Source organism: Cellulomonas sp. C5510, assembly GCF_019797765.1.
GTDB lineage: Bacteria > Actinomycetota > Actinomycetes > Actinomycetales > Cellulomonadaceae > Cellulomonas.
On record NZ_CP081862.1, the window covers coordinates 639461 to 662932 of the forward strand.

22 protein-coding genes and 1 riboswitch are annotated in these 23472 nt (G+C 75.6%); of the genes, 14 read left to right on the forward strand and 8 right to left on the reverse strand.

The annotated features are described in order from the left end of the window. Positions 1-251 precede the first annotated feature (251 nt). The 4 genes from K5O09_RS02940 to K5O09_RS02955 all read left to right on the forward strand — a co-directional run bounded on the left by K5O09_RS02940 (position 252) and on the right by K5O09_RS02955 (position 5270). Positions 252-719 carry a MarR family winged helix-turn-helix transcriptional regulator gene (locus K5O09_RS02940; protein WP_222171376.1) on the forward strand — a complete coding sequence of 156 codons (468 nt, stop codon included), beginning with the start codon at positions 252-254 and terminating at the stop codon, positions 717-719. Between the two features lie 10 nt (positions 720-729). After that, entirely contained in the window at positions 730-2055 is a 1326-nt protein-coding gene (locus K5O09_RS02945) for an MFS transporter (protein WP_222171377.1), read from the forward strand. Between the two features lie 65 nt (positions 2056-2120). Further along, the gene (locus K5O09_RS02950; protein WP_222171378.1) at positions 2121-3920 is read left to right on the forward strand and encodes a DUF4012 domain-containing protein; all 1800 of its coding nucleotides are present in this window, start codon (positions 2121-2123) and stop codon (positions 3918-3920) included. 492 nt (positions 3921-4412) lie between these two features. Continuing rightward, on the forward strand, positions 4413-5270 hold the full coding sequence (locus K5O09_RS02955; RefSeq protein WP_222171379.1) for a peptidase: 858 nt from the start codon (positions 4413-4415) through the stop codon (positions 5268-5270). Positions 5271-5403: 133 nt separating this feature from the next. On the opposite strand, the gene serC is transcribed toward K5O09_RS02955, so the two are convergent. Next, the gene (gene serC, locus K5O09_RS02960; RefSeq protein WP_255596029.1) at positions 5404-6537 is read right to left on the reverse strand and encodes a phosphoserine transaminase; all 1134 of its coding nucleotides are present in this window, start codon (positions 6535-6537) and stop codon (positions 5404-5406) included. A gap of 87 nt (positions 6538-6624) precedes the next feature. Here serC and K5O09_RS02965 point away from each other — a divergent pair, with 87 nt between their 5' ends. From K5O09_RS02965 to K5O09_RS02980, 4 genes are all read left to right on the forward strand, one after another. Continuing rightward, the gene (locus K5O09_RS02965; RefSeq protein ID WP_222171380.1) at positions 6625-7323 is read left to right on the forward strand and encodes a metal-dependent transcriptional regulator; all 699 of its coding nucleotides are present in this window, start codon (positions 6625-6627) and stop codon (positions 7321-7323) included. A 210-nt stretch (positions 7324-7533) separates the two neighbouring features. Further along, positions 7534-7733, forward strand: a riboswitch (cyclic di-AMP (ydaO/yuaA leader). A 2-nt stretch (positions 7734-7735) separates the two neighbouring features. Then, the gene (locus K5O09_RS02970; protein ID WP_222171381.1) at positions 7736-8509 is read left to right on the forward strand and encodes a C40 family peptidase; all 774 of its coding nucleotides are present in this window, start codon (positions 7736-7738) and stop codon (positions 8507-8509) included. A gap of 202 nt (positions 8510-8711) precedes the next feature. Further along, on the forward strand, positions 8712-9218 hold the full coding sequence (locus tag K5O09_RS02975) for an HNH endonuclease (protein WP_222171382.1): 507 nt from the start codon (positions 8712-8714) through the stop codon (positions 9216-9218). A gap of 111 nt (positions 9219-9329) precedes the next feature. Beyond that, complete coding sequence (locus K5O09_RS02980; protein ID WP_222171383.1) at positions 9330-10328, forward strand: universal stress protein; 999 nt, start codon at positions 9330-9332, stop codon at positions 10326-10328. Between the two features lie 21 nt (positions 10329-10349). On the opposite strand, the gene K5O09_RS02985 is transcribed toward K5O09_RS02980, so the two are convergent. Continuing rightward, complete coding sequence (locus K5O09_RS02985) at positions 10350-10823, reverse strand: Lrp/AsnC family transcriptional regulator (RefSeq protein ID WP_255596030.1); 474 nt, start codon at positions 10821-10823, stop codon at positions 10350-10352. 185 nt (positions 10824-11008) lie between these two features. On the opposite strand from K5O09_RS02985, the gene K5O09_RS02990 reads away from it, so the two are divergent. Continuing rightward, positions 11009-12196 carry a hypothetical protein gene (locus tag K5O09_RS02990; protein ID WP_222171385.1) on the forward strand — a complete coding sequence of 396 codons (1188 nt, stop codon included), beginning with the start codon at positions 11009-11011 and terminating at the stop codon, positions 12194-12196. 54 nt (positions 12197-12250) lie between these two features. Here the strand turns inward: K5O09_RS02990 and rocD are convergent, their stop codons facing one another. From rocD to K5O09_RS03005, 3 genes are all read right to left on the reverse strand, one after another. Continuing rightward, positions 12251-13495 carry an ornithine--oxo-acid transaminase gene (rocD, locus tag K5O09_RS02995; RefSeq protein ID WP_222171386.1) on the reverse strand — a complete coding sequence of 415 codons (1245 nt, stop codon included), beginning with the start codon at positions 13493-13495 and terminating at the stop codon, positions 12251-12253. 106 nt (positions 13496-13601) lie between these two features. Further along, a complete protein-coding gene (gene ddaH / locus K5O09_RS03000; RefSeq protein ID WP_222171387.1) occupies positions 13602-14432 on the reverse strand; it encodes a dimethylargininase in 831 nt (276 codons plus the stop codon). Between the two features lie 150 nt (positions 14433-14582). Continuing rightward, positions 14583-15071: an SRPBCC family protein gene (locus K5O09_RS03005; protein ID WP_222171388.1), complete on the reverse strand. Its 489-nt coding sequence runs from the start codon at positions 15069-15071 to the stop codon at positions 14583-14585. Between the two features lie 203 nt (positions 15072-15274). Between K5O09_RS03005 and K5O09_RS03010 the strand changes: the two genes are divergently transcribed. Continuing rightward, the gene (locus tag K5O09_RS03010; protein WP_222171389.1) at positions 15275-16267 is read left to right on the forward strand and encodes an aldo/keto reductase; all 993 of its coding nucleotides are present in this window, start codon (positions 15275-15277) and stop codon (positions 16265-16267) included. A gap of 63 nt (positions 16268-16330) precedes the next feature. Here K5O09_RS03010 and K5O09_RS03015 read toward each other — a convergent pair whose 3' ends face one another. From K5O09_RS03015 to K5O09_RS03025, 3 genes are all read right to left on the reverse strand, one after another. Continuing rightward, the gene (locus K5O09_RS03015) at positions 16331-17065 is read right to left on the reverse strand and encodes a hypothetical protein (protein ID WP_222171390.1); all 735 of its coding nucleotides are present in this window, start codon (positions 17063-17065) and stop codon (positions 16331-16333) included. Then, positions 17062-17529, reverse strand: a complete 468-nt coding sequence (locus tag K5O09_RS03020) for an OsmC family protein (protein ID WP_222171391.1) — start codon at positions 17527-17529, stop codon at positions 17062-17064. The genes K5O09_RS03015 and K5O09_RS03020 overlap by 4 nt, the downstream gene beginning before the upstream one ends. Before the next feature lie 103 nt (positions 17530-17632). Further along, entirely contained in the window at positions 17633-18760 is a 1128-nt protein-coding gene (locus K5O09_RS03025) for a TerC family protein (RefSeq protein WP_222171392.1), read from the reverse strand. 247 nt (positions 18761-19007) lie between these two features. On the opposite strand from K5O09_RS03025, the gene K5O09_RS03030 reads away from it, so the two are divergent. The 4 genes from K5O09_RS03030 to K5O09_RS03045 are packed head-to-tail and all read left to right on the forward strand — an operon-like array spanning position 19008 to position 23399. Next, positions 19008-20201 carry an ROK family transcriptional regulator gene (locus K5O09_RS03030; protein ID WP_222171393.1) on the forward strand — a complete coding sequence of 398 codons (1194 nt, stop codon included), beginning with the start codon at positions 19008-19010 and terminating at the stop codon, positions 20199-20201. Further along, a complete protein-coding gene (locus K5O09_RS03035; RefSeq protein WP_222171394.1) occupies positions 20198-21199 on the forward strand; it encodes a carbohydrate ABC transporter permease in 1002 nt (333 codons plus the stop codon). The genes K5O09_RS03030 and K5O09_RS03035 overlap by 4 nt, the downstream gene beginning before the upstream one ends. Continuing rightward, positions 21192-22094, forward strand: coding sequence for a carbohydrate ABC transporter permease (locus K5O09_RS03040; protein WP_222171395.1), 903 nt, complete (start codon positions 21192-21194; stop codon positions 22092-22094). The genes K5O09_RS03035 and K5O09_RS03040 overlap by 8 nt, the downstream gene beginning before the upstream one ends. 36 nt (positions 22095-22130) lie before the next feature. Then, positions 22131-23399, forward strand: a complete 1269-nt coding sequence (locus K5O09_RS03045; protein ID WP_222171396.1) for a sugar ABC transporter substrate-binding protein — start codon at positions 22131-22133, stop codon at positions 23397-23399. The last annotated feature ends 73 nt before the right edge of the window (positions 23400-23472 follow it).

Below are 23472 nucleotides of genomic sequence, written 5' to 3' on the forward strand. Positions count from 1 at the left end.
CCGGTTGGCCCTGTGGAGGACCCGTCCCCGCTGACCGACCCGTGCGGACTGCTCTGACCCGTGCGGCCTGCTCGACCTACCCGGCCCGCTCGACCTCCCGCCCGTGCTGCCCCACGAGAGTGCAGTCGTTGCGGGGTTCAGAGCGGTGAGACCCGCAACGACTGCACTCTCGACGAGCCGACCGGCTCGCGGGTGCGGCGGCCGGAGGGGCGGCGGTGTCGTTAGCGAAGGTAATGAGCTAGGCTAACGACATGCCTGCCGCCGACCTCCCCGAGGAGCCGCGCGTGCCCGCGGCGCAGTGCCGGCCGTCGACGCTCGCGGGCGAGCTGCGCGTCGCGCTCGGCAAGTCCACGCGGCGCATCCGCTCGCGGCGCGGCGCCGCCGACCTGCCGGACCCGCAGTTCAACGTCCTCGCGATCCTGCTGCGCGAGGGCCCGCTGACGCCCGGGGCACTCGCCGAGGCCGAGCACGTGCAGCCGCCGTCGATGACCCGCACCGTGAACGCCCTGGTCGGGCTGGGGTTCGTCGCGAAGTCCGAGCACCCGACGGACGGGCGGCAGGTCGTCGTGAGCCTGACGGACGCAGGGGAGGCCGAGGTCCGGGAGACCCGCCGCCGCCGCGACGCGTGGCTCGCCGACCAGCTCAAGGACCTGACCCCCGACGAGCGCCGGACCCTGGCGCAGGCCGCCGTGCTGCTGCGCCGGATCGCGGCAGGATGAGGCCGCCTGCATGAACTCCACCTTCGCCTCGCTGAAGTACGTCAACTACCGCCTGTGGTTCGCCGGCGCGCTCGTCGCGAACATCGGCACCTGGATGCAGCGTGTCGGCCAGGACTGGCTGGTGCTCACCGACCTGTCCGACGACTCGGGGCTGGCGGTCGGCATCACCACGGCGCTCCAGTTCGCCCCGACGCTGCTGCTGTCCGCGTGGGCCGGCCTGCTCGCCGACCGGGTGAACCGCCGCAAGCTGCTGATGATCACGCAGGGCGCGCAGGGCGTGCTCGCGTTCGGCCTGGGTGCCCTGGTGCTCTCGGGTCGTGCGGAGCTCTGGCACGTCTACGTCTTCGCGGCGCTGCTCGGTGCCGTCGCCGCGATCGACCAGCCGGTGCGGCAGACGTTCGTGGCGGAGCTGGTGCCCGCGGGGCGGCTGTCGAACGCCGTGGGGCTCAACAGCACGTCGTTCAACGCGGCGCGTCTGATCGGGCCGGGGCTCGCGGGGCTGCTCATCGCGGCGGTCGGGACGGGCTGGGTGTTCGTCATCAACGGGGTCTCGTTCGCGGCGACGATCCTCGCGCTCGTGGCGATGCGGACGTCCGAGCTGCACCCGATGCCGGTCGCCCGGCGCGCGAAAGGCCAGATCCGGGAGGGTGTGCGCTACGTCCGCCGTCGCTCCGACATCCTCGTGATCATGGCGGTCATCGGCGTGGTGTCGACGTTCGGCCTCAACTTCCAGATGACGTCGGCCCTCATGGCACGGGCGGAGTTCGACAAGGGGGCGGGGGAGTACGGGATCCTCGGGTCGGTGCTGGCGATCGGGTCGCTCGGCGGGGCGCTGCTCGCGGCCCGGCGCGAGCGACCTCGGGTGCGCCTCGTGATCGGGGCGGCGTTCGCGTTCGGGGTGGCGACCGGCGTCCAGGCGCTGATGCCGACGTACGTCTCCTACGCGGTCGCGTGCATCCCGGTGGGCCTGGCGTCCCTGACGATGCTGACCGCGGCGAACACGACGATCCAGATGTCGACCGACCCGACGGTGCGCGGGCGGGTGATGTCCCTCTACATGATCGTGATGCTGGGGGCGACGCCGATCGGGTCGCCGATCGTGGGCTGGATCGGGGAGACGTTCGGCCCGCGCTGGTCGATCGGCATCGGCTCGATCACGGCCCTGCTGGTCTCGGCGCTCGCCGCCGTGTGGGCGAAGCGGCGCTGGCAGGTCGAGCTGCGGTACCACGTGCGGACGAGGCCCCACCTCGAGGTGCTGCACCCGGAGGTTCCGGCGCCTCGCCGTGCCGCTGCGGACCAGCTCGCCGCGCGCGAGGCCGCCGACGCGTCCGTGTGACACCACCCGGGTGAACTTGGGTCCTGCCATGCCGGTCGATTTGTCCGGTATGTGACGATCGCTTGATGACGACCCGGCGGCGTGTGCTCCTGGCCGGCGCCGTGCTGCTGACGGCGCTGCTGCTGGTGGGCGGCTGGCTGGCGTACCGGGTCTGGCAGGCCGCCGACGCCGCTCGGGACCTGCAGGCCGCCACGTCCGGTGCGGACGAGGAGGTCTCGCGGCTGGACGTCGCGGCCCTGCGTTCCCGGCTCGCGGCGGTGCAGGACGCCGCCGCCCGCGTGCACGCCGCCGGGCAGGACCCCGTGTGGCGCGTGGCCGAGCACCTGCCGGTGGTCGGCGACGACCTCGCCGCCGTCTCGGCGATCGGCCGGGCGGCGGACGCGCTCGCGGGGGATGCCGCCCCCGACCTGCTCGACGCCCTCGAGGCCCTCGCCGGCCCGTCCGGCAGCGCGGGCGCGTCGGCCGGAGCGGCTCAGGTGCCCGACGGCTGGGTCGACCTGCAGGCGCTCGCCGACGCGGCACCGGCGCTCGACCGGGCGGCGGTCACCGTCCAGCAGCTGCGCGCCGACCTGGCCGCCGTCGACCCCGCCGGGCTGGCCGGGCCGCTCGCCGGCCCGGTCGCGGGGGTCCGCGACGCCGTCGACGCCGCGGCGGGTCCGCTGCAGACCGTCCGCGAGCTCGCGCCCGTCCTGCCCGACCTCCTGGGTGAGGACGGCCCGCGGACGTACCTGCTGCTGTCCCTCAACCCGGCGGAGCTGCGCGCGCAGGGCGGCATCGTCGGCGCTGTCAGCGTGCTCCAGGCGCGCGACGGAGCCGTCGGGCTCGTGGGTCAGCGCAGCACCGCGGACCTGCCGGAGCTCGCCGAGCCCGCGCTGCCGCTGAGCGACGACGAGCTGGCCCTGTTCGGCGACAGGCTCGGCCGGTGGGTGCAGGACACGGTGCTGACGCCCGACTTCCCGCGTGCCGCCGAGGCCGCCTCCGCGTTCTGGACCGCGTCGACCGGCCAGCAGGTCGACGGTGTGCTGGCGACCGACCCGGTGGTCGTCGCGGACCTCCTCGGCGCGACCGGTCGGACCGTGAGCGCGGACGGGACCGAGCTCGGCGGCGAGGACCTGCTGCGCGGCCTGCTGCGCGACGCCTACCTCGCCTACGGCGACCCCAAGGCCGGCGACGCGTTCTACGCCCAGGTCGCGGCGGCGGCGTTCGCGGTGCTGCGTGACGCGGCGGCCGACCCGCAGACGGCGGGGGCGGCGGTGCAGGTCGCGGCTGACGCGGTGGAGCAGCGCCGGGTCGCGCTGTGGTCGGCGGACGCCGGCGAGCAGGCGCGGATCGCCTCGTCCGCGCTCGGCGGGGCGTTCCTCACGGGTGACCCCTCGACGCCGACCGGCACCGTGGGGCAGGCCGTCGGCGTGTTCCTCGACGACGCGACGGCCGGCAAGCTCGACGTCGACCTCGACGCCCGGGTGGCGGTGACCCTGACGGGGTGCGGGTCGTCGGACGTGCGGGCCCGCATCGAGCTGACGCTCGGGTACCGGCCGCCCGCCGACGTCACGACCTTCCCGGCGCAGGTGCTCGGGGACGGCGGGTCGGGGCTGCCGCCCGGGTGGCTGGCGACGAACGTGTCGTTCTACTCCGCGCGCGACGGTCGGCTCGGTGAGGTCCGGCGGGACGACGCCGTGGTCGGCGGGCAGGAGGTCCGTACCGCGCGCCGCGACGTCGCCGTCGTGACCTCCCGCCTCGAGCCGGGCGCGACGGAGACCTACACGCTGACGGTGCCGGCCCCGGCGAGCGGGATCACCGTCTGGACCACTCCGACCCTGACGGGCCCGGGCACCGTCTCGTCCCCCTGCCCCACCCCCCGCTGACCCCGCCCCGCACCCCGCACCCCGCACCCCGCACCCCGCACCCCGCACCCGTCCTGAGCCCGTCGGAGGCTCCGAGCGGTGATCGTGGTGGTCCGCGGAGCACCACGACGACGTGCGGCCACCACCACCCGCGTCCGGCGCCTCCGACCGCGCCGCGACCGACCGGCACGGGCCCCTCATGGCCGGACCCGGAACCCGTCGGAGCCTCCGAGCGGTGATCGTGGTGGTCCGCGGAGCACCACGATGGCGCGCGGGTACCTCCGAGCACGGTGGGAGTCTCCGAACGGGGTGGGGTCGGTCGCGCCGGGCGGGCCCGGGTGTCTCGGCTGGTCGGGAGGTTCCGGGGCCACTCTTCCGCGTGATCATGCGGATTTCACCCGGCCCTCCGGCGCGCGCTCCGAGGCCCGGTGCCCGTAACATGGGTGAAATGTCCGATTTGTACGAATCGGCGAGGCGAGCCCGGCGACGACGTCGGGCGGGTGGAGGTGTGACATGGCACGGACGCGACGAGCGCTCGCCGGGCTCCTGCTGGCGGCGCTGGCCGTGACCGCGGGGGCGGCTCCGGCCTTCGCGACGTCGACCCCGGCGGAGCCCCGGCCGGCGGCGGACGGCCCGGTGGCCGAGGGCCCGACGGCGGGCGACCCGGCGGCGGGCGACCCGGTGGCCGCCCCGGACGCGACCGGCCCCGACGCCGGCGCGCCGGACCCTGACGCCGCCTGCACCACGCCCTCCGACGGCTACGCCCCGCCCGGGCGCTGCGAGCTGGTCATCGCCCGGGCGACCGCCCTCTGCGTCGGCGACGCCCCCGTGCTCGACTACGCGGTCGAGCCGTACGGGACGCCGAACGACACCGTCACGCTCACGTGGGTCAACCCCGACGGCGACGCGGTGGTCCAGTCGGGCCTGCCGCTCAGCGGCCGCGTGTACTGGCCCGGCACCGTGCTCGACGGCGACCAGGTCGTCGACTGGCCCGGATGGTCGCAGCAGCCGGACGGCACGTGGGTGCAGCACGACGAGTTCGACTTCTCGCGTCCGGTCGTGCGGCTCGAGTTCGAGGTGAACCCGTCGGCGTCCACCGTGGTCGCCTACCCGCCCGCGACGTCGGCGTGCGCGGGCCCGCAGGAGGACGTCGACGCCGTCGTCGTGACGCCCCCGGACTCGGAGGTCTCCGGTGTCGTGACGGCCTCCGAGGTGCTCGCCGCGCCCGCGACGCAGGTCCGCTACCAGTCCGCGGTGCTGGCGGTGACCGGTGCGAACTCGTGGCAGCTCCTGGCCGCCGCGGGCGGCGCGGTGCTGCTGGGTGCCGGGCTGGTCGTGGTCGCGTCCCGCCGGGCTCACCGGGCCCGCTGAGCGCACCCGCGCCGAGCGGACGGCGGCACCGACCGGGCGCGACAGCCGCAGCCCCGGCCGGTGCCGTCGGCTGCGGCCGTCGTGCACCGCAGCGGGGTCCGCTCGTGCTCCTGTGCGGGAGCACGCCCGCGCCTCAGGCCAGCCGGTCCACCACGTGGTCGATGCAGGCGGTGAGGGCGAGCACGTCGTCGGGCTCCACCGACGGGAACATCGCGACCCGGAGCTGGTTGCGCCCGAGCTTGCGGTAGGGCTCCACGTCGACGATGCCGTGGGCCCGCAGGATGCGTGCCACCGTCGGTGCCTCGATCTCGGGCGCGAGGTCCACCGTCCCGACGACGGGGGACCGCTGCCCGGGGTCGCTGACGAACGGCCGGGCCCAGTCGCGGGCGTCCGCCCAGCCGTAGAGGTGCCCGGCGGAGGTCGCGGTCCGCGCGGCGCACCAGTCGAGGCCGCCGTTCGCGAGCATCCAGTCCACCTGCTCCGCGAGCAGCACGAGGGTGGCGATCGCCGGCGTGTTGAGGGTCTGGTCCGCCCGCGAGCTGCGCACCGCGGCGCCGAGGGACAGGAACTCCGGCACCCAGCGGCCGGACTCGACCCGCTCGGCGCGCTCGACTGCGGCCGGGGACAGCACGGCCAGCCACAGGCCGCCGTCGGACGAGAACGACTTCTGCGGCGCGAAGTAGTAGGCGTCGGTCTGAGCGACGTCCACGGCGAGCCCCCCGGCGCCCGACGTCGCGTCGACCAGCATCAGCGCACCCTGGTTGGCGGAGCCCGGCACGCGGCGCACGGGCGCGACGGCACCGGTGGAGGTCTCGTTGTGCGCCCACGCGTAGGCGTCGACGCCGTCGGCGGCCGCGGGGGTCGCGGAGGACCCGGCGGGCACCTCGGTGACGACGGGGTCCTCGAGGAACGGCGCGCGCGCCGTGGCGGCCGCGAACTTGCTGCCGAACTCCCCGAACACCGCGTGGGCGGAGCGGCGCTCCACGAGGCACAGCGTCGCGACGTCCCAGAAGGCGGTGGAGCCGCCGTTCCCGAGCGCGACCTCGTACCCGTCGGGGAGCGAGAACAGCTCGCCGAGGCCGGCCCGCACGCGGCCGACGAGGGAACGGACGGGGGCCTGGCGGTGCGAGGTGCCGAGGAGGCTGCGGCCGACCTCGGCGAGCGCCCGGACCTGGGCGTCGCGGACCTTCGCGGGCCCGGACCCGAACCGGCCGTCCGACGGCAGGAGCTCCTCGGGGATGGTCACGGTGGCGGGCGTCACGGTCACGCGCCGCACCCTACGCGCCCGACGCCGCCCGGCGGCAGGACCAACTAGCCTGTGGACGGACGTCCGCGCACACAGGAGGGCACCGGCGTGAGTGACCTGATCGACACGACCGAGATGTATCTGAAGACCATCTACGAGCTCACCGAGGAGGGCATCACGCCGCTGCGGGCCCGCATCGCCGAGCGCCTGGGCCACAGCGGACCGACGGTGTCCCAGACGGTCGCCCGCATGGAGCGGGACGGGCTCGTGGTCGTGTCCGGTGACCGCCACCTGGAGCTCACCGAGGCGGGCCGCACCAAGGCGATGCGCGTGATGCGCAAGCACCGGCTGGCGGAGCGGCTGCTCGTCGACGTGATCGGGCTCGACTGGGAGTACGTGCACGAGGAGGCGTGCCGCTGGGAGCACGTCATGAGCGAGCGGGTGGAGCGCCGGCTCGCCGGCCTTCTCGACCACCCCCACTTCGACCCGTACGGCAACCCGATCCCCGGTCTCGACGAGATCGGCGAGGAGCGGACGCCGGTCGGGTTCCTCGACGGCGTGGAGTCGCTGGTCGCCGTCGCGGCGGCCGCGCCCGGCCCGACCACGGGTGTCGTCGCCCGGCTGGGGGAGCCCATCCAGACGGACGTCGACCTGCTCGCGCGCCTCGCGCAGGCGGGCGTGCGGCCCGGCCAGCAGGTCACGGTCGAGAAGGGCGTCGGCGTCGTGACGGTCGGCGCGCCCGGCGCGGAGACGGTGCTCGACCTGCCGCAGGAGGTCGCGCGCCACGTGTTCCTCGGGGTGGGCTGAGGTCCGCGCCCCGCGCCGGCGACCGCGTCCGGCACCGACGGCCCCGCGGTGTGGCACGCGCCACTCGCGGGGCCTCGTCGTGTGCGTGACCAGGGTCCCCGCGGGGGCCTGCGGGTGCTCGGCAAACGGATCGTGACCGGAACGTGACAATCGGCTCGGGGGTCGGGTACGGTCGGTCCTGCTCGACGGAACCCTCCTCCGTCAGAGCCCTTGGACGGTACGCCGAACCCTGCCGCCGCCCGAGGTCCGTACGACTCGCCGGCAGGGGCGGGGGAACCACTTGCGGGCACCGGCGACGGTGTCCTTGGGGTGAAGCCGCGCGACGTGACCGGACCTCCCGGGAGCGCCACGCGGCCGGGTATCTCCACCCGAACCCGACAGCTCACCTCGTAGGCGCCAGGAGAGGCTGTACGTGTCCGCTAGTGCTGTGCGCGCCCGACACCGTTCCGCGCGTCGCCCCGTCACCCCCTTGACCGACCTCGCCACCGCCGCCACGGGCACCCTCGCCCAGGCCGGTCGCCGCACCGCCGTCGTCGCGGCCACCACGGGGCTCATGGTCTCCGCGGTCGCCGTCCCGGCAGGCGCCGCGACCACGTCCGGCGACCAGGCGGCGCTGCCGTCGGTCGACACCACCGCGCTGACCGCCTCCGCGAAGACGGTCCTCGACACCGCGCCGGTCGTCACCGCCCCGGCCGACGCCGCGTGGACCTTCGAGGCCCCCGCCGTGACCGCCGTGGTCCCCGAGCCGGAGCCGGAGCCCGAGCCGGAGCCGGTCGTCTCCCGCAGCGCCCAGCGCGCCACGGCCGCGGCCGCCCCGGTCGAGGTCGCCGCCGCCGCCGTCCCGCAGTCGGTGGCCGGCAACGCGGTCCTCGAGATCGCGGCCCGCTACGTCGGGACGCCGTACGTGTCCGGCGGCACGACCCCGGACGGCTTCGACTGCTCCGGCTTCGTGTCCTACGTGTACGCGCAGCTCGGCATCTCGCTGCCCCGCACGTCGTCGGCGATCCGCGACGCGGGCACGGTCATCTCGGCCGCCGAGGCGCAGCCGGGCGACCTCATCTGGAGCCCCGGCCACATCTCGATCTACGCCGGCGGCGACCAGCAGATCGACTCGCCGCGCCCCGGCAAGACGGTGCAGTTCCGCGCCATCTGGCAGAGTTCGCCGACGTTCATCCGCATCGGCTGAGCCTCCCGGGCACGCACGACGCCTCCAGGACCCCCGTGGCCACCGGCCGCGGGGGTCCTGCCGTGCCGGGGCGCCTGCGCGCGGCACCGGGGGCGCGGCGCGGGCGGACGGCGCGGGTTCCCGGGGTGGGCGCGTACGCTGGCGCTGCTCGCTCCCCAGCGGACCCGTCAGCCAGACGGGCCCCCCGGTCAAGGAGTTCGCCGTGCTGCTCCCTGCGCCACCCCGGACGTTGCTCCTCAACGCCAGCCTGGAACCGCTGTGCGTCGTGGCCCTGCCGCGCGCCGTCACGCTCGTCATGTCGGGCAAGGCCACCGTGCTCGAGTCGGACGGCCGGGTGCTGCACTCCGAGCACGTGGCCGTGCCGCTGCCGGTGGTGCTGTCGCTGACGCGGTACGTGCACGTCCCGGTGCGCCGGCCGCTGCCGCCGACGCGGCGCACGGTGCTGCAGCGCGACGACCACCGGTGCGCGTACTGCGGCTCGCACGCCGACACCGTCGACCACGTGCACCCGCGTTCGCGCGGGGGCCGGCACGAGTGGACGAACGTCGTCGCGGCGTGCCGGCGGTGCAACCACCGCAAGGCCGACCACCTGCTGCACGAGATCGGGTGGGAGCTCTCCTGGACGCCGTCGGCCCCGCGGGGTGCGACGGCGTTCCTGCGCGGGGTGGCCGCCGACGAGCCCGCCTGGTCCGCGTACCTGGCCGCCTGAGGACCACGGGTCAAGAAGTCGGCAAGGGGACGCCACGCCTCGCTCCGCGGCAGGTGCGGAACCGGCATGATCCGAGGCACACTGGGGTGTGCCACCAAGGAGGTCGGAACCATGAAGCGGGACGCGGAGATCCTGGTCGGGGTGGACGGGTCGGCAGCGAGCATGCACGCGCTCGACTGGGCGGCGGGCGAGGCGCGTACCCGGCGCCGGCCGCTCCACGTGGTGTGCTCGTACACGCTGCCGTCGTTCACGGCGGCCTCGCTGGACGGCGGGTACGCGGCCCTCGACGACACCGCGATCCAGCAGGGCGCCCGCGCGGTGCTCGCGGAGGCCCAGCAGCGCGTCGCGGGACCGGGGCTCGAGGTCACCACCACGGTCGCGACCGGCGACGCGGCCGCCGTCCTGGTCGAGATGTCGCGTGACGCCTCGCTCGTGGTCGTCGGGACCCGGGGCAAGGGCGGGTTCGCGGACCGGCTGCTCGGCACGGTCTCGTCGACGCTGCCGGCGCACGCGTACTGCCCGACCGTCGTCGTGCCGCTGCGCGACCAGCGTCGGGGCGGCATCGTTCCGAGCGACGAGTCCGCGCCGGTGGTGCGGCCGGTCCGGCGCATGGTCGTCGGCGTCGACGGCTCCCCGCAGGCGGACCTCGCGCTGCGCCACGCGATCGAGGAGGCGCAGGCGTGGGGTGCCGAGCTCACGGCCGTCGCGGGCGTGCCCGTCGGCAGCGGCTCGGGCGTCATGGCGTGGCTCCCCGCGACGATCGACCAGACGCAGGTGCTCGCGGACGTCACGGAGGGCCTCAACGTCGTCGTGGACCGCGCGCTGGCCGACCACCCCGGCGCCACGGTGCGGCGGGCCGTGCTGGACGGCACCGGGGCGGAGCTGCTCACGGAGTTCTCCGCGGCGACCGACCTGATCGTCGTGGGGTCGCGGGGCCGGGGCGGCTTCACGGGGCTGCTGCTCGGGTCCACGAGCCAGGCCGTGCTGCACCACTCGGCGTGCCCGGTGATGGTGGTCACGAACCGGTGCGCGGAGCGCGTGGCGTCCGCCGGGGCCGGCGACGCCGCGGGGACCGCGGGAGCCGGGCACGACGGCGGCGCGGCGGGCTGACGCGGGGCGCGGGCCGGTGGCTCAGGCGGGCGGTGGCGGCACGTCCGGTCGCCGCACGAGCGCCGACAGCACGACGGTGGAGCGGGTCCGTGACACGAACGGCTCGGCCGCGAACCGCTCGACCACCTGCTCGAGGTGCCGCATGTCCCGGGCGCGTACCTGCACGACGAGGTCGACGTCGCCGGTGACCGTGCTGGCGGCGACGACCTCCGGGTAGCGCTCGACGGCGGAGCGCATCGTGGCGGGGCTCGTCGAGCCGTGGCAGAACAGCTCGACGAACGCCTCGGTGGCCCAGCCGAGCGCGGCCGGGTCGAGCAGGACGGTGAACCCGCGGACGATCCCGCGCTCGCGCAGCCGGTCCACCCGCCGCTTCACCGCCGGCGCGGACAACGACACGACGGCGCCGAGGTCCGCGTACGACGCGCGGGCGTCGACGGCCAGCTCGCGCAGCAGCGCCTCGTCGATCGGGTCCAGGTCGCCGGAGTAGGGGGGCACGGGTCCCATCCTCGCGCACGGCGCGGGGACCGTCCGCGGTGGTCCGGACGTGCCGGCACCGTCGACGGCGCCACCCGCGGCCGTCGCCGTCGTCACGGGCGATGTTCGGCGACACCCTTCAGGCGGCCGCGTCGCGCGCCGATGACACCGGGGACAGGACGTCACCGAGCAGAGGGGGCAGGCGGATGTCGGCACCGCACGCCGAGCGGACGGCGACCGGACCCGCGCCCGCGGCGGCAGGCCCGGTCGCGCCGGACCAGCGCGTCGGGTCGCTCGCCACCGCGGCGGGGCCCGGGCCGCGCGACGGGTCGACCCGCTCCCGGTCGGAGGCTCCCACCGGCACGATCCCCACGCAGCGCACACACCCGCTCGACCTGACGCCCGCCCCGGCTGCCCCGCCGACGGCGCCGGGCGCGCCCTCCCGTGCGGTCCGTCGCGCGGTCGCCGTGGTCGTGCTCTGCCCGCTGCTCGTCGGCACGGTGGCTGCGGCCGTCGTCGTGCAGCTCCGGGCGGACGCGCGGGCGACCGCGTGGGCGCACGCCCGGGAGCGGGTCGCCGCGCAGGTCGCGGCCGACGCCACCGACGCCGCTGTCGCCGCCACGGCCCGGGCGGGCGCCATCGCCACCTCCTACGCCGCAGCTCGCGACGCCGCGGTCGCGGGGGCCCAGCGGGTGATCGCCGACGCCCGGGCGGCCGCGGACGCCTCCCCGCACGCCGGGGACGAGGCCCTGGCTGCGCTGCGCGCGGCGACCCAGGCGGTCGAGGCAGCGGCCGCCGGGCTCGGCGAGGGCACGAGCGTCGCCGTCCTGCGTGCGACCTCCGCGGACGTGGCCGCCCCGCAGCGCACCGTCGTCGAGGCGCAGACGGCCTGGCAGGCCGCGGAGGACGCCCGGATCGAGGCCGAGCGCCTGGCCGCGGAGCGTGCCGCCGCGGAGGCGGCCGCCCGCGCGGCGACCGCACGACCCTCGGGCGGTTCCCGGCCCGCCATCACCCGCGGCGGAGCCGCGGCGGCACCGGCCGCGGCCGCTCCCGCGAGCGCGTGGGCCGCGGGGGTGTCCTCCTCCGGGATCGGCGGGCTCGGCGCCTCGATCAACGCGGCCCGGGCGGCCAACGGCCTCCCCGCGCTCGCGGTGGCCGGGTCGTCCTCCCTGGCGGACCACGCGGCGGCGATGGCCGCGGCCGGCAGCATCTGGCACTCCGGCAGCGACCACATCGTCGGGTGGGTGCAGCCCGTCAGCGACGAGCAGATGATCCAGGCGTACCTGAACTCCCCGCCGCACCGGGCGTGGATCCTCAAGGACGGGGTGTCGACCGTCTCGATCGGCGCGGTGACGTACGGCGGGCGGCTCTACACCGCGATGCTGTTCTCCTGACACCGGCGGCGACCGTGAGGCCGACGCCGACGCCGACGCCGACGCCGACGGCGGTCAGCGCAGCGCCTGCGTGAGCCGGTCCAGCGCCAGGTCCAGGTCGTCCTCGTCGATGACGAGCGGCGGCGCCAGGCGGATCGTCGAGCCGTGGGTGTCCTTGGCCAGCACGCCGAGCGCGAGCAGCCGCTCGCACAGCTGCCGGCCGGTCATCCGGGCCGGGTCGACGTCCAGCCCCGCCCACAGCCCCACGCCGCGGGACCCGAGCAGCAGCCCGGTGTCGACCAGGGTCGCCAGGCGGGTGTGCAGCCGCTCGCCGAGCACCCGCGCGCGCTCCTGGTGGGTGCCGGTGCGCAGCAGGTCCACCACCGCGATCCCCACGGCGCACGCCAGCGGGTTGCCGCCGAAGGTCGACCCGTGGGTGCCTGCGGTGAGCACCCCGAGCACGTCCGGCCGCCCCACGACCGCGGAGACGGGCAGCACCCCGCCGCCGAGCGCCTTCCCCAGCGTGACCAGATCGGCCCGCACCCCCCAGAGCTCCAGCGCGAACGTCGTGCCCGTGCGCCCGAGGCCCGACTGGATCTCGTCCGCGACGAGCAGCACGCCCGCCTCGGTGCAGATGTCCCGGACCGCCGGCCAGTAGCCGTCCGGCGGGACGACGACGCCCTGCTCGCCCTGGACCGGCTCGAGCAGCACGGCGACCGTCGTGCCGTCGACCGCAGCCCGCAGCGCCTCGGCGTCGCCGAACGGCACCACGCGGAACCCCGGGGTGTGCGGGGCGAACCCCGCGCGCGCCTCCGGGTCGGTGGAGAACGACACGATGGTCGTCGTGCGGCCGTGGAAGTTCCCCGCCGCGACGACGATGGTGGCCTGCTCCGGCGCGACGCCCCGGACCTCGTACCCCCACTTGCGAGCCGCCTTGATCGCCGTCTCCACGGCCTCCGCCCCGGTGTTCATCGGCAGCACCATCGGGATGACGCCGTCGTCCTCCGCCCCCGCGACCACCGGGCGCGCGAGGTCGGACAGCGCGCTCGCGAACGGGTGCAGCAGGTCGTGGTCGAACGCCCGCGACGACAGGGTGAGGCGGTCGAGCTGCGCGTGCGCCGCGGCCGTCAGCGCCGGGTGCCGGTGGCCGAAGTTCAGCGCCGAGTAGCCCGCCAGCAGGTCGAGGTACGTGCGGCCCTCGACGTCCCGCACCCACGCACCCTCGCCGGTCGTGAGCGTGACGGGCAGCGGGTGGTAGTTCTGCGCGAGCGGCCCGGCGGCGGCGCCCTCGGCGTGACGGGCGGGGATCGTGGCGGTCATGGCGTCACCTCGGCGGGCAGGCGCCCCGGGTGTCCTCAGGGCGCGGGTCGAGCGGTGCGGGGTCGGGTGGTGCGGGACGGGCCGGACGACCCGGGCCCGGAGGAGGTCAGCGGGCCGCGCGGATCTCGAGGGTGCAGCACTTCGCCCCGCCGCCGCCCTTGAGCAGCTCGCTGGTGTCGACGGGGTGCGGGCGGTAGCCGCGCTCGGTGAGCTGGGCGGCCAGGTCGACGGCCCCCGGCGCGACGACCACGTTCAGGCCGTCGCTCACGGCGTTCAGGCCCAGGCAGGCGGCGTCGCGCTCGGAGGCGACGACGGCGTCGGGGAACCGGCGCTCGAGCTCCGCCCGGGAGGCGTCGGAGAACGCCGGCGGGTAGTACGCGACCTGCTCGGCACCGGGCTCGGACCCCAGCACGGCCAGCGCGGTGTCGAGGTGGTAGTAGTGCGGGTCCACGAGCTCGAGCGACACGACCTCGCGGCCGGTGACCCGGGCGATCTCGTCGTGCGCGGCCCGGTCGGTGCGGAACCCGGTGCCTGCGAGCAGGACGTCCCCGACGGACAGGATGTCGCCCTCGCCCTCGTTCACCTGCTCCGCGGTGTGCGTGACGTAGCCGTGGTCCGCGAACCACTTCTCGTAGGCCGGGCCCTCGGGCTGGCGCTCCGGGTAGCGGAACCGCGCGGAGTACACCAGGCCGTCGACGACCGTCGCTCCGTTCGCGGCGTAGACCATGTCCGGCAGGCCCGGGATCGGGTCGATCGTCTCGACGACGTGCCCGAGCGATTCGAACGTCTCCCGCAGGGTGCGCCACTGCTGCACGGCGAGGCTCGCGTCCGTGTACCGGGTGGAGTCCATCCACGGGTTGATCTCGTACGACACCGTGTAGTGGGTCGGCTCGCACATCAGGTAGTGCCGGCTCGTGGCGCGGGGCGTGACGGTCATGGGTGCTCCTCGAAGGTCCGGGTGCGGTCGGGTCCACGGGACGTCGGCCGCCTCGTCGGGGCACGTCCCGCACAGCCTACGAGCCCGCCCGGCCGCACATCATGGCGCGACATTGCGCGGCGACCGGCGTTTCGTTGCGCAGATGCACCCTCACCCGGCGGATCGTTGCGCCTCGCGGGCCGCGCGGCGCAGCACGAGGTCGATCATCCGGTCCGTGCCGGCGGCGCCTGCCCACGCCGTCAGCGCCGGCGGCAGCCCTCTCAGGTGCACCTGCTCGGACCACGTGACGCGCGCGCTCCCCGGCCCGGCGGCGGCGACCTCGATGCGGGCCGACCCCAGCAGCACCGGCCCGAGCTTCACCAGCACGGCGACGCCCGGGGCGGCGCCCAGCGGCGGGTCGAACCGCTCGATGCGCATCCGGTCGACGAGCCCGCCGCCCCCGCGCCGCGCCCACGGCCCGGTCACGGCCTCCACCTGGTCCCCCGGCTCGGGGGAAGCCTCCGGCGCGCGCGGCTGCCACGCGGCCCCGAGCGGGCGGCAGAGGGTCACCCGCGTCGACGGCACCCAGCGCCCGTGGTGGCGGACGTCGGCGACCAGCTCCCAGGCCTCGGCAGCACCGAGCGGGATCGTCCGCGACACCCGTGCCCACGGGAGCGGCGGCGACGGCCGAGACGGCTGAGACGGTCCTGCGTGCACCGGGCACCCCCCTCGTGCGGTGACGGCCCGATCGGGGCGCAGGGACCATCTTGCTCCCGGAGGAGTCGACCGGCGCGGTGGCGGACCGACGCGTCGCCCGCCCGTCCGTGCGCGTCACCCCTGCCGGCGCGGGTAGCCTCGCGGCCATGCAGACGAGGACGCTGGGCAGGACGGGACGGGACGTCGGGGTCGTGGGGCTGGGCTGCTGGCAGCTCGGCGCCGACTGGGGCGAGGTCGCCGAGGACGACGCACTCGCCGTGCTCGCCGCGGCGGCCGACGCGGGCGTGACGTTCTTCGACACCGCCGACGTCTACGGCGACGGCCGCAGCGAGACGCTCATCGGGCGGTTCCTGGCGGACCGGCCCGCGGACGCCGCGCGGATCACCGTCGCCACGAAGATGGGCCGCCGCGCGGACCCGCACGTCGCGGAGGCGTACACGCTCGACGCGTTCCGGGCCTGGACGGACCGGTCCCGCTCGAACCTCGGCGTGGACACCCTGGACCTGGTGCAGCTGCACTGCCCGCCGAGCGTCGTGCTCGACCGGGACGCCACCTACGACGCCCTCGACACGCTGGTCCAGGAGGGGCGCGTCGCGGCCTACGGGGTGTCCGTCGAGACCGTCGACGAGGCGCTCGCGGCCGTCGCCCGCCCGCACGTCGCCTCCGTGCAGATCATCCTCAACGCGTTCCGCCGCAAGCCGCTCGAGCGGGTGCTGCCCGCGGCCGCGGAGGCCGGCGTCGGGATCATCGCGCGGGTGCCGCTCGCGAGCGGGCTGCTGTCCGGGAAGTACGACGAGCACACGCAGTTCGCCGCCACCGACCACCGCGCCTACAACCGGCACGGCGAGGCGTTCGACGTGGGCGAGACCTTCTCGGGTGTGCCGTACGAGGTCGGCGTGGCGGCGGCCCGCGAGGTCGCGGCGCTGACCCCCGAGGGCGCCACGACCGCCCAGCTCGCGCTGCGGTGGATCGTCGACCAGCCCGGCGTCTCGACCGTCATCCCCGGCGCCCGGAACCCCGAGCAGGCCCGCGCGAACGCCGCGGCGGCGTCGCTGCCCGCGCTGGACGGGGCCACGCAGGATGCCCTGCGGGCGATCTACGACGACCGCATCCGGGAGCACGTCCACACCCGCTGGTGACCCACCCGGACCCCGCGCCCCGCCCGCGCGCCGACCTCGACGGGGCGGAGGGCGGGCGCGGGGTCAGTCGGCGGGCGTCCGGGGCGGGGCCGGGGTGCCCTCGGGGAGGAGGCGGGGCTCGGCGCCGGTCTCGACGACCACGACGCGGTCCCCGAACGACGCCGGGGCCGGGCCGAAGGCCTGCTGGGCGCCCTCGATGACGGTGCGGGCGAGCGCCCGGGCGCCGGTCACGCCGACGACGGCCCCGACGCCGAACGGCACGAGCCGCCCGAGCGCGAGCCCGCTCTGCCGGGCGAGCTGGCGCCGGAACAGCTGCCGCGTGAGCCGGGTGTTGACGCGGCGGATCGTGCCGGTCGGCATGCGGGTGAGCAGCGCCCGGGCGACCGAGACGGTGCGGATGCCGCCGGCGTCGGCGGCGGCCTTCACGCCGGTCTCCCCGAGGATCGTCGCGAGCAGGAGCGCCCGGCGGCGCTCGGCGTCCTGGACGTCGATGCCGTGCACGCTCGCGACGGCCAGCGAGAACGCCGCGGACGCGCCGAAGAACGTCGCCACGTCGCCGAGCGTCAGGGCCAGGGCGACGCCCGTGCCGACCGCGGGTGCCGCGGCTGCCGCGCCCACCGCGCCGCCGGTGCCCTGCACGAGCAGCAGGTACTCCCGCTCGAGCAGCTCGACGAGCCGCTGCGGCGTGGCGTCCGGGTGCTTGCGGCGGAGCTGGTCGACGTGCGCGTGGACGGTCGCGGACGGGATCGTCACGGCGCGGTCCAGGGCCGCGTCGACCAGCGGGGTGCGGCGGGTCACGGGCTGACGACCTCGAGGTCCACGGTCGCACCGTGCGTGAGGGTGCGGCCCACGGTGCAGTGCTGGTCGACGGCCCGCTGCACGACGCGCAGCAGCCGGTCGCGCGTGGCCTCGTCCAGCCCGCTGAGGTCCACGACCATCCGCTCCTGCAGCGCCGGGTAGCGGTCCTCGGTCGGGTGGTTCGCGCCCTCGACCTCGACGGTGACCTCGACGTCCGGGCCGAGCCGGTGACTCAGCGCGGTGTCGGCGGACATGCCGGAGCAGCCGGCGAGCGCGATCTTCAGCAGCTCGCCGGGGGTGAACACGGCACCGGCCTCGACGGGGCCGATGCTGACCTCGGCCCCGCGGTCGTTGCGGCCGGTGTAGGTGCGGGTGCCGGTCCGCTCGACCCAGAGCCGGGTGGGCTGCGCGGGAGCCGTGGACGGGACGTGCGCCGTGGCGTCCGGCGCGGACGGGGTCTCCATGACGCCCGATCCTCGCACGCACCCGCTCGGGCGGCAGACCGGGCGGCCGGCCCGGCCCGCCGCCCGGCCCGCCGCCCCGGCCCCCCGCCCGGGCCGCCCCCGGTCAGCCCCCGCCCAGGCCGTCCGGGCCGGACCCGCCCCGGTCGCCCGCGTCGACCCGTCCCCGACCGCGGCTCGGACCCCGGCCCCGGCCCCGGTCACCCGAGCCACCCCCGCCGCGGGGCCGGTGCCGCCGCAGCACCGGGCCGGCGGCGGCGAGCTCGGCGGGCGTCGCGGACCGGAACGGCGGGTCCGCCGGCGGGGGCACGGCGCGGCGGCCCTGCCCGCGGGTGGCCCGCAGGCTCGCGACCACCGCCACGGTCAGGATGGTGACGATCACGGCGAGCGACACCGTCGTCGGCACGTCCAGCACGTCGACCTTGAGCAGCATCTTGATCCCGACCCACACGAGCACCAGCGCCAGACCCGTCCTGAGGTGCACGAACCGGTGCATGAGGTCGGCGAGCAGGAAGTACATGGCCCGCAGCCCGAGGATCGCGAACGCGTTGGCCGTGAACACCAGGAACGGCTCCTGGGTGACGGCGAAGATGGCCGGGATGGAGTCGACAGCGAACACCACGTCGGTGACCTCGACGAGCACGAGGACGGCGAGCAGCGGCGTGGCGAGCAGGACGCCGTCGCGGCGCACCAGGAACCGCTGCCCGTAGTACGCGTCGGTCATGGGCACCCAGCGGCGGAACAGCCGGAGCGTCCGTGACGAGGCCGGGTCCACGTGGCTGTCGCGCTCGCGGAGCATGCGGACGCCGGTGAGGACGAGGAACGCCGCGAACACGTAGAGCACCCAGGAGAACCGCTCGACGAGGACGGCACCCGCCGCGATGAACCCGCCGCGCAGCACCAGGGCGCCGAGCACGCCGAGGAACAGCACGCGGTGCTGGAGCTCGCGCGGCACGGCGAAGTACCCGAGCACGACGGCCCAGACGAAGACGTTGTCGACGGCGAGCGACTTCTCGATCAGGTAGCCGGCGTAGTACTGCTGGCCGGCCTCCGCGCCGTACGCCCACCAGACGACGGCGCCGAAGCCGATGCCGAGCGCCACCCAGACCGCCGACCACGTGGCGGCCTCGCGGACGCCGATCACGTGCGCGCGCCGGTGGGCGACGAGGTCGACGGCGAGCATCGCGAGGATGACGGCGAGCACCGCCACCCAGACCCCGAACGGGACGTCCATGGCACACCTCCGGTCTCGTGACCGGAGGTCTCGCCGACCCGCTGCGGGGCCCGCTGCGCCGGGTCACCCCCGTGGGTGCCGTGCTGACGACGCTGCGCGGGGGGTACTCCCCTCCGAGGGGGACCAGTGAAGCAAGCCGGCAGCGCGTCGGCAACGGGAACGGAGGTGGTCGCGCCGGGGCGCTTGACCCGTCCCCGGTCGTGGGCTTAATTTGTGACTAAAGGTAGTCATGAACGAAGGAGTTCGCGTGTCCGTCACGGCGCGGGGGGAACAGGTCCCGGCGGCAACGCTCGCCCTGCTGGGCACGCGGGGCCCGCTGGGCCGTGCGGAGATCGCGCGGCTGCTCGGCGTCAGCCCGGCGACCATCACCCAGGTGACCCGCGAGCTCGTCGAGCGCGGCATGGTCGTGGAGCTCGACACGGCCCCGAGCCAGGGCGGACGCCCGGCCCGGCTGCTGGGCCTCAGCGGCGCGCAGGCCCGGGCGATCGGCGCGAAGGTCACCAACGACCACGTCGCGGTCGTCTCCGTCGGCTTCGACGGCGAGGTCCGCGGCCAGGCCACCTACCCGTTCGACCCGTCCCGTCCCGACGCCCTCGATGCGCTGGGGCACGTGCTGCGCGACGCCGTCGCGGCGGAGGACGGCCCCGTGCTGGGCGTCGGGATCGGGCTGCCCGGGTCGGTGGACGCCCAGGACTCCGGCGTCGTCACCGCCCCGACCCTCGGCTGGACGGCGGTGCCCGTCGGCGCGGCCCTGCGGCACGCGCTCGGCGTCCCGGTGCTGGTCGAGAACGACGTCAACACGCTCGCGGTCGCCGAGCGGCTGTACGGCACCGGCCGCGGCCACCGGACGTTCCTGGTCCTGACGATCGGGCGCGGCATCGGCTGCGGGCTGGTGGTCGACGGCGGCATCTGCCGCGGGGCCGGCGGCGGTGCCGGCGAGATCGGCCACGTGCCGGTCGCCGAGGACGGGCCGGTGTGCGAGTGCGGCAACCGCGCCTGCCTGGAGGCCGTCATCGGCGACGCCGCGCTGCTGGCCCGGGCGGTCGAGCGCGGCGCGGTCGCGCCGGGGGCCGGCGTCGCCGCGCTGGTCGCCGCCGCCGACGCGGGCGACGCGGTCGCGCAGGAGATCTACCGGGAGGCCGGCGCCCTGCTCGCCCGCACGCTGGCCGGTGTCGTCCACGTGATCGACCCGGAGGTCGTCGTGCTGCTCGGCGAGGGCATCCGCGCGTGGCGGCACTGGGAACGCGGGTTCGACCCGGTGTTCCGGGCGCACCTGCTGCCGTCGCGGCGCTCGCTGCCGTTCGTGGTGGAGCCGTGGGCGGAGGACAAGTGGGCGCTCGGCGCCGCGACCCTCGTGCTCGCGACGCCCTTCGACGTGGCCGGGGCGTCCGGCGACCAGGGCCGGCTCGTGCTGGCGCGGCTGCAGGAGGCGACGTCGTGACGACCACCAGCAGCCCCGCGGCCGCCGCCCGCGAGGTGACCCGGCCCGCCGGCGCCACCCGCCCCGTGCGGTCCTCCGACGGCCGCACCGCCCGTACCCGCCGGTGGCGGAACCGCGCGTGGGTGCTGTTCTTCCTGCTGCCCAGCGCCGTGCCGCTCGCGGTGTTCACGCTCGCGCCGATGGTGTCGTCGCTGTGGGTGAGCCTGCACTCCTGGAACCTCATCTCCCCGATGGAGTGGGTGGGCCTCGGCAACTACACGGCGCTGCTGACGTCGCCGACGACGTGGAAGGTGCTGGGCCACACGCTCGGCTACATCGTCGGGTACCTGCCGCTGGTCTACGCCGGCGGTCTCGGGCTGGCGGTGCTGCTCAACCGGGCGATGCGTGGCCGGGCGTTCTTCCGGGCCGCGTACTTCCTGCCCGTCGTGACGTCGTGGGTCGTCGTCGCGCTGGTCTGGCAGTGGCTGCTGAACCCGTCTAACGGCCTGGTGAACCAGCTCCTGGCGCCCGTGCTCGACGCGGTGAACGGCGTGCTCGGCACCGAGCTCGCGCCGCCGGGGTGGTGGACCGACCCGCAGTGGGCGATGCCCTCGGTGGTGCTCGCGTCCGCGTGGAAGGACCTCGGCTTCGTCATGGTCATCCTGCTGGCGGGGCTCCAGGCGATCCCCGGCGACGTGCTGGAGGCCGCGCGGGTCGACGGCGCGAACGCGTGGCAGCGGTTCTGGCGGATCACGTTCCCGCTGCTGTCCCCGTCGACGTTCTTCGTGGTCGTCATCTCGCTCATCAACGGGTTCCAGGTGTTCGACCAGGTGTTCGTCATGACCGGCGGCGGGCCGTCCGGCGCCAGCCAGGTCGTGGTCGGGCAGATCTACGACCTGACGTTCCGGTACGGCCGGGCCGGGGAGGCGTCCGCGCTCTCCTGGATCCTCTTCGTCCTGATCCTCCTCGTCACCGCCGTGCAGATGCGCGGCCAGCGGAAGTGGGTGACCCATGCCTGACACGCTCGCCCCCGCCGCGCCGGCCGCCCCCGCGGCGCCCGCCGCCGGTCCCGCACCCGCCCGCCGACCGCGCCGCGGCGCCCGCCACGCGCTCGGCCGCGCCGGCCTGTACCTGACCGTCGCCGTCGGCGCCGGCGTGATGCTGTTCCCGTTCCTGTGGACCGTCGTCACGTCGATCACCCCGAGCGGCTCGCTGTCCGGCGGCCCGTCGCTGGTGGTCGACGACCCGACGCTCGACGCGTACCGCACGCTCGGGGAGTCCCTGCCGATCTGGCGGATCGTCGCGAACTCGTTCCTCGTCGCGATCATCTCGACCGTCCTGCAGCTCGTCACCGCGTCGATGGCGGCGTACGCGTTCGGCCGGATGGAGTTCCGGGCCAAGCCGGTGGTGTTCGCCGCCTACCTCGCGACGCTGATGATCCCGCTGCAGGTGCTCGTCGTCCCGCTGTTCATCCAGATGACGCGGCTGCGGCTCAACGACACGTACTTCGCGCTGCTCGCCCCGACGATCGCGTCGGCGTTCGGCATCTTCCTGCTGCGGCAGGCCGTCGAGGGCGTGCCGCGGGAGCTCGACGAGGCCGCGACGCTGGACGGCGCCGGGCACCTGCGGATCTTCGGCACGGTCGTCCTCCCGCTGGTGCGGCCGGCCCTCGCGACGCTCGCGGTGTTCGCGTTCATGGGCTCGTGGAACTCGTTCCTCTGGCCGCTGGTCGTCATCCGCTCCCCGGAGCTCATGACGCTGCCCCTCGGGCTGGCGACGCTCCAGGGGCAGTTCACCACCCAGTGGGACGTCGTCATGGCCGGGTCCGTGGTCTCGATCCTGCCGATCGCCCTGGTCTACCTCGTGGCCCAGCGCCACATCATCGCCGGCATGGCACACACCGGCCTCAAGTAAGCACCACCCACACCCACACTGGAAGGAGAGGCTCCCATGGCCTCCAGCATCTCCGGGCGCAAGGTCGCGCTCGTCCCGCTCGCCCTCGCCGGGGCGGTGGTGATGGCCGGGTGCGCACAGGGCTCCGCCACCTCGGGCGGCGCCGCGACCGACGGGCAGACGGTCGTCCGCTACATGAACTTCACGTCGAACGACGGCCACGAGGAGGACCTCGACGCGATCGTCGCCGCCTACGAGGAGGAGCACCCGGACGTCGACGTCCAGGTCGAGACCCTCCCGTACGCGGACTACTTCACGAAGCTGCAGACCGCGTTCGCCGGGCAGACCGTCGCGGACGTCGTCGACCTCAACTACGAGAACTTCGTGTCGTACGCCGAGGCGGGCAGCCTCGCGCCGCTCGAGGACGTCGACACCGCGCCCTACCAGGGCAGCCTGCTCGAGTCGTTCCAGCTCGACGGCACGCAGTACGGCCTGCCGTCGTCGTACTCGAACGTCGTGCTGTTCTACAACAAGGGCCTGTTCGACGCCGCCGGCCTGGACTACCCGACCGCCGACTGGACGTGGGAGGACGAGCAGGCGGCGGCCACCGCGCTCACCGACGCGGGCGCCGGGGTGTGGGGCGACTACCAGCCGGTGTCGTTCCACGAGTTCTACAAGGCGCTGGCCCAGGCGGGCGGGGAGTTCTTCACCGAGGACGGCTCCGCGACGGCGTTCGACAGCCCGGAGGGCCTGCGCGCGGCGCAGTGGCTCGTCTCCAAGCCCGGCACCGTCATGCCGACGGAGGCGGACGGCGCGGGGACGCCGGACTTCGACACCGACCTGTTCAAGGCCGGCAAGCTCGCGATGTGGCACTCGGGCATCTGGATGTTCGGCGGCCTCGCGGAGGTCGACGGGCTGGACTGGGACATCGTCGTCGAGCCGGGGGAGACCACGCACGCCTCCGCGCTGTTCACCAACGGCGTCGCCGTCGCCGCCTCGTCGGAGGTCAAGGAGGCCGCACAGGACTTCGCGCAGTTCCTCACGGCGTCCTCCACCGCGGTCGACACCCGCGTCGCGTCCTCGTGGGAGCTGCCGCCGGTGGACGACGCCGACGCGCTCGCCCCGTACCTGGAGCAGACCCCGCCGGCCAACCGCCAGGCCGTCCTCGACGCGCTCGACACCGTCGCGCTGCCGCCGGTGATCGCGTCGCAGCAGGAGATGCAGGACGCGGTGAACGAGGAGCTCTCCAACGCCGCCGCCGGCCGCAAGACCGTCGAGCAGGCGCTGGCCGACGCCGCCTCGCGCGTCGACGCGCTGCTCGGCTGACGCGCCGCCCGCCCGCCGCCCGCCGCCCTGCCGGCGCGCGGCGGGCGGGCCCCGCACCCTCTCGATCCGCACC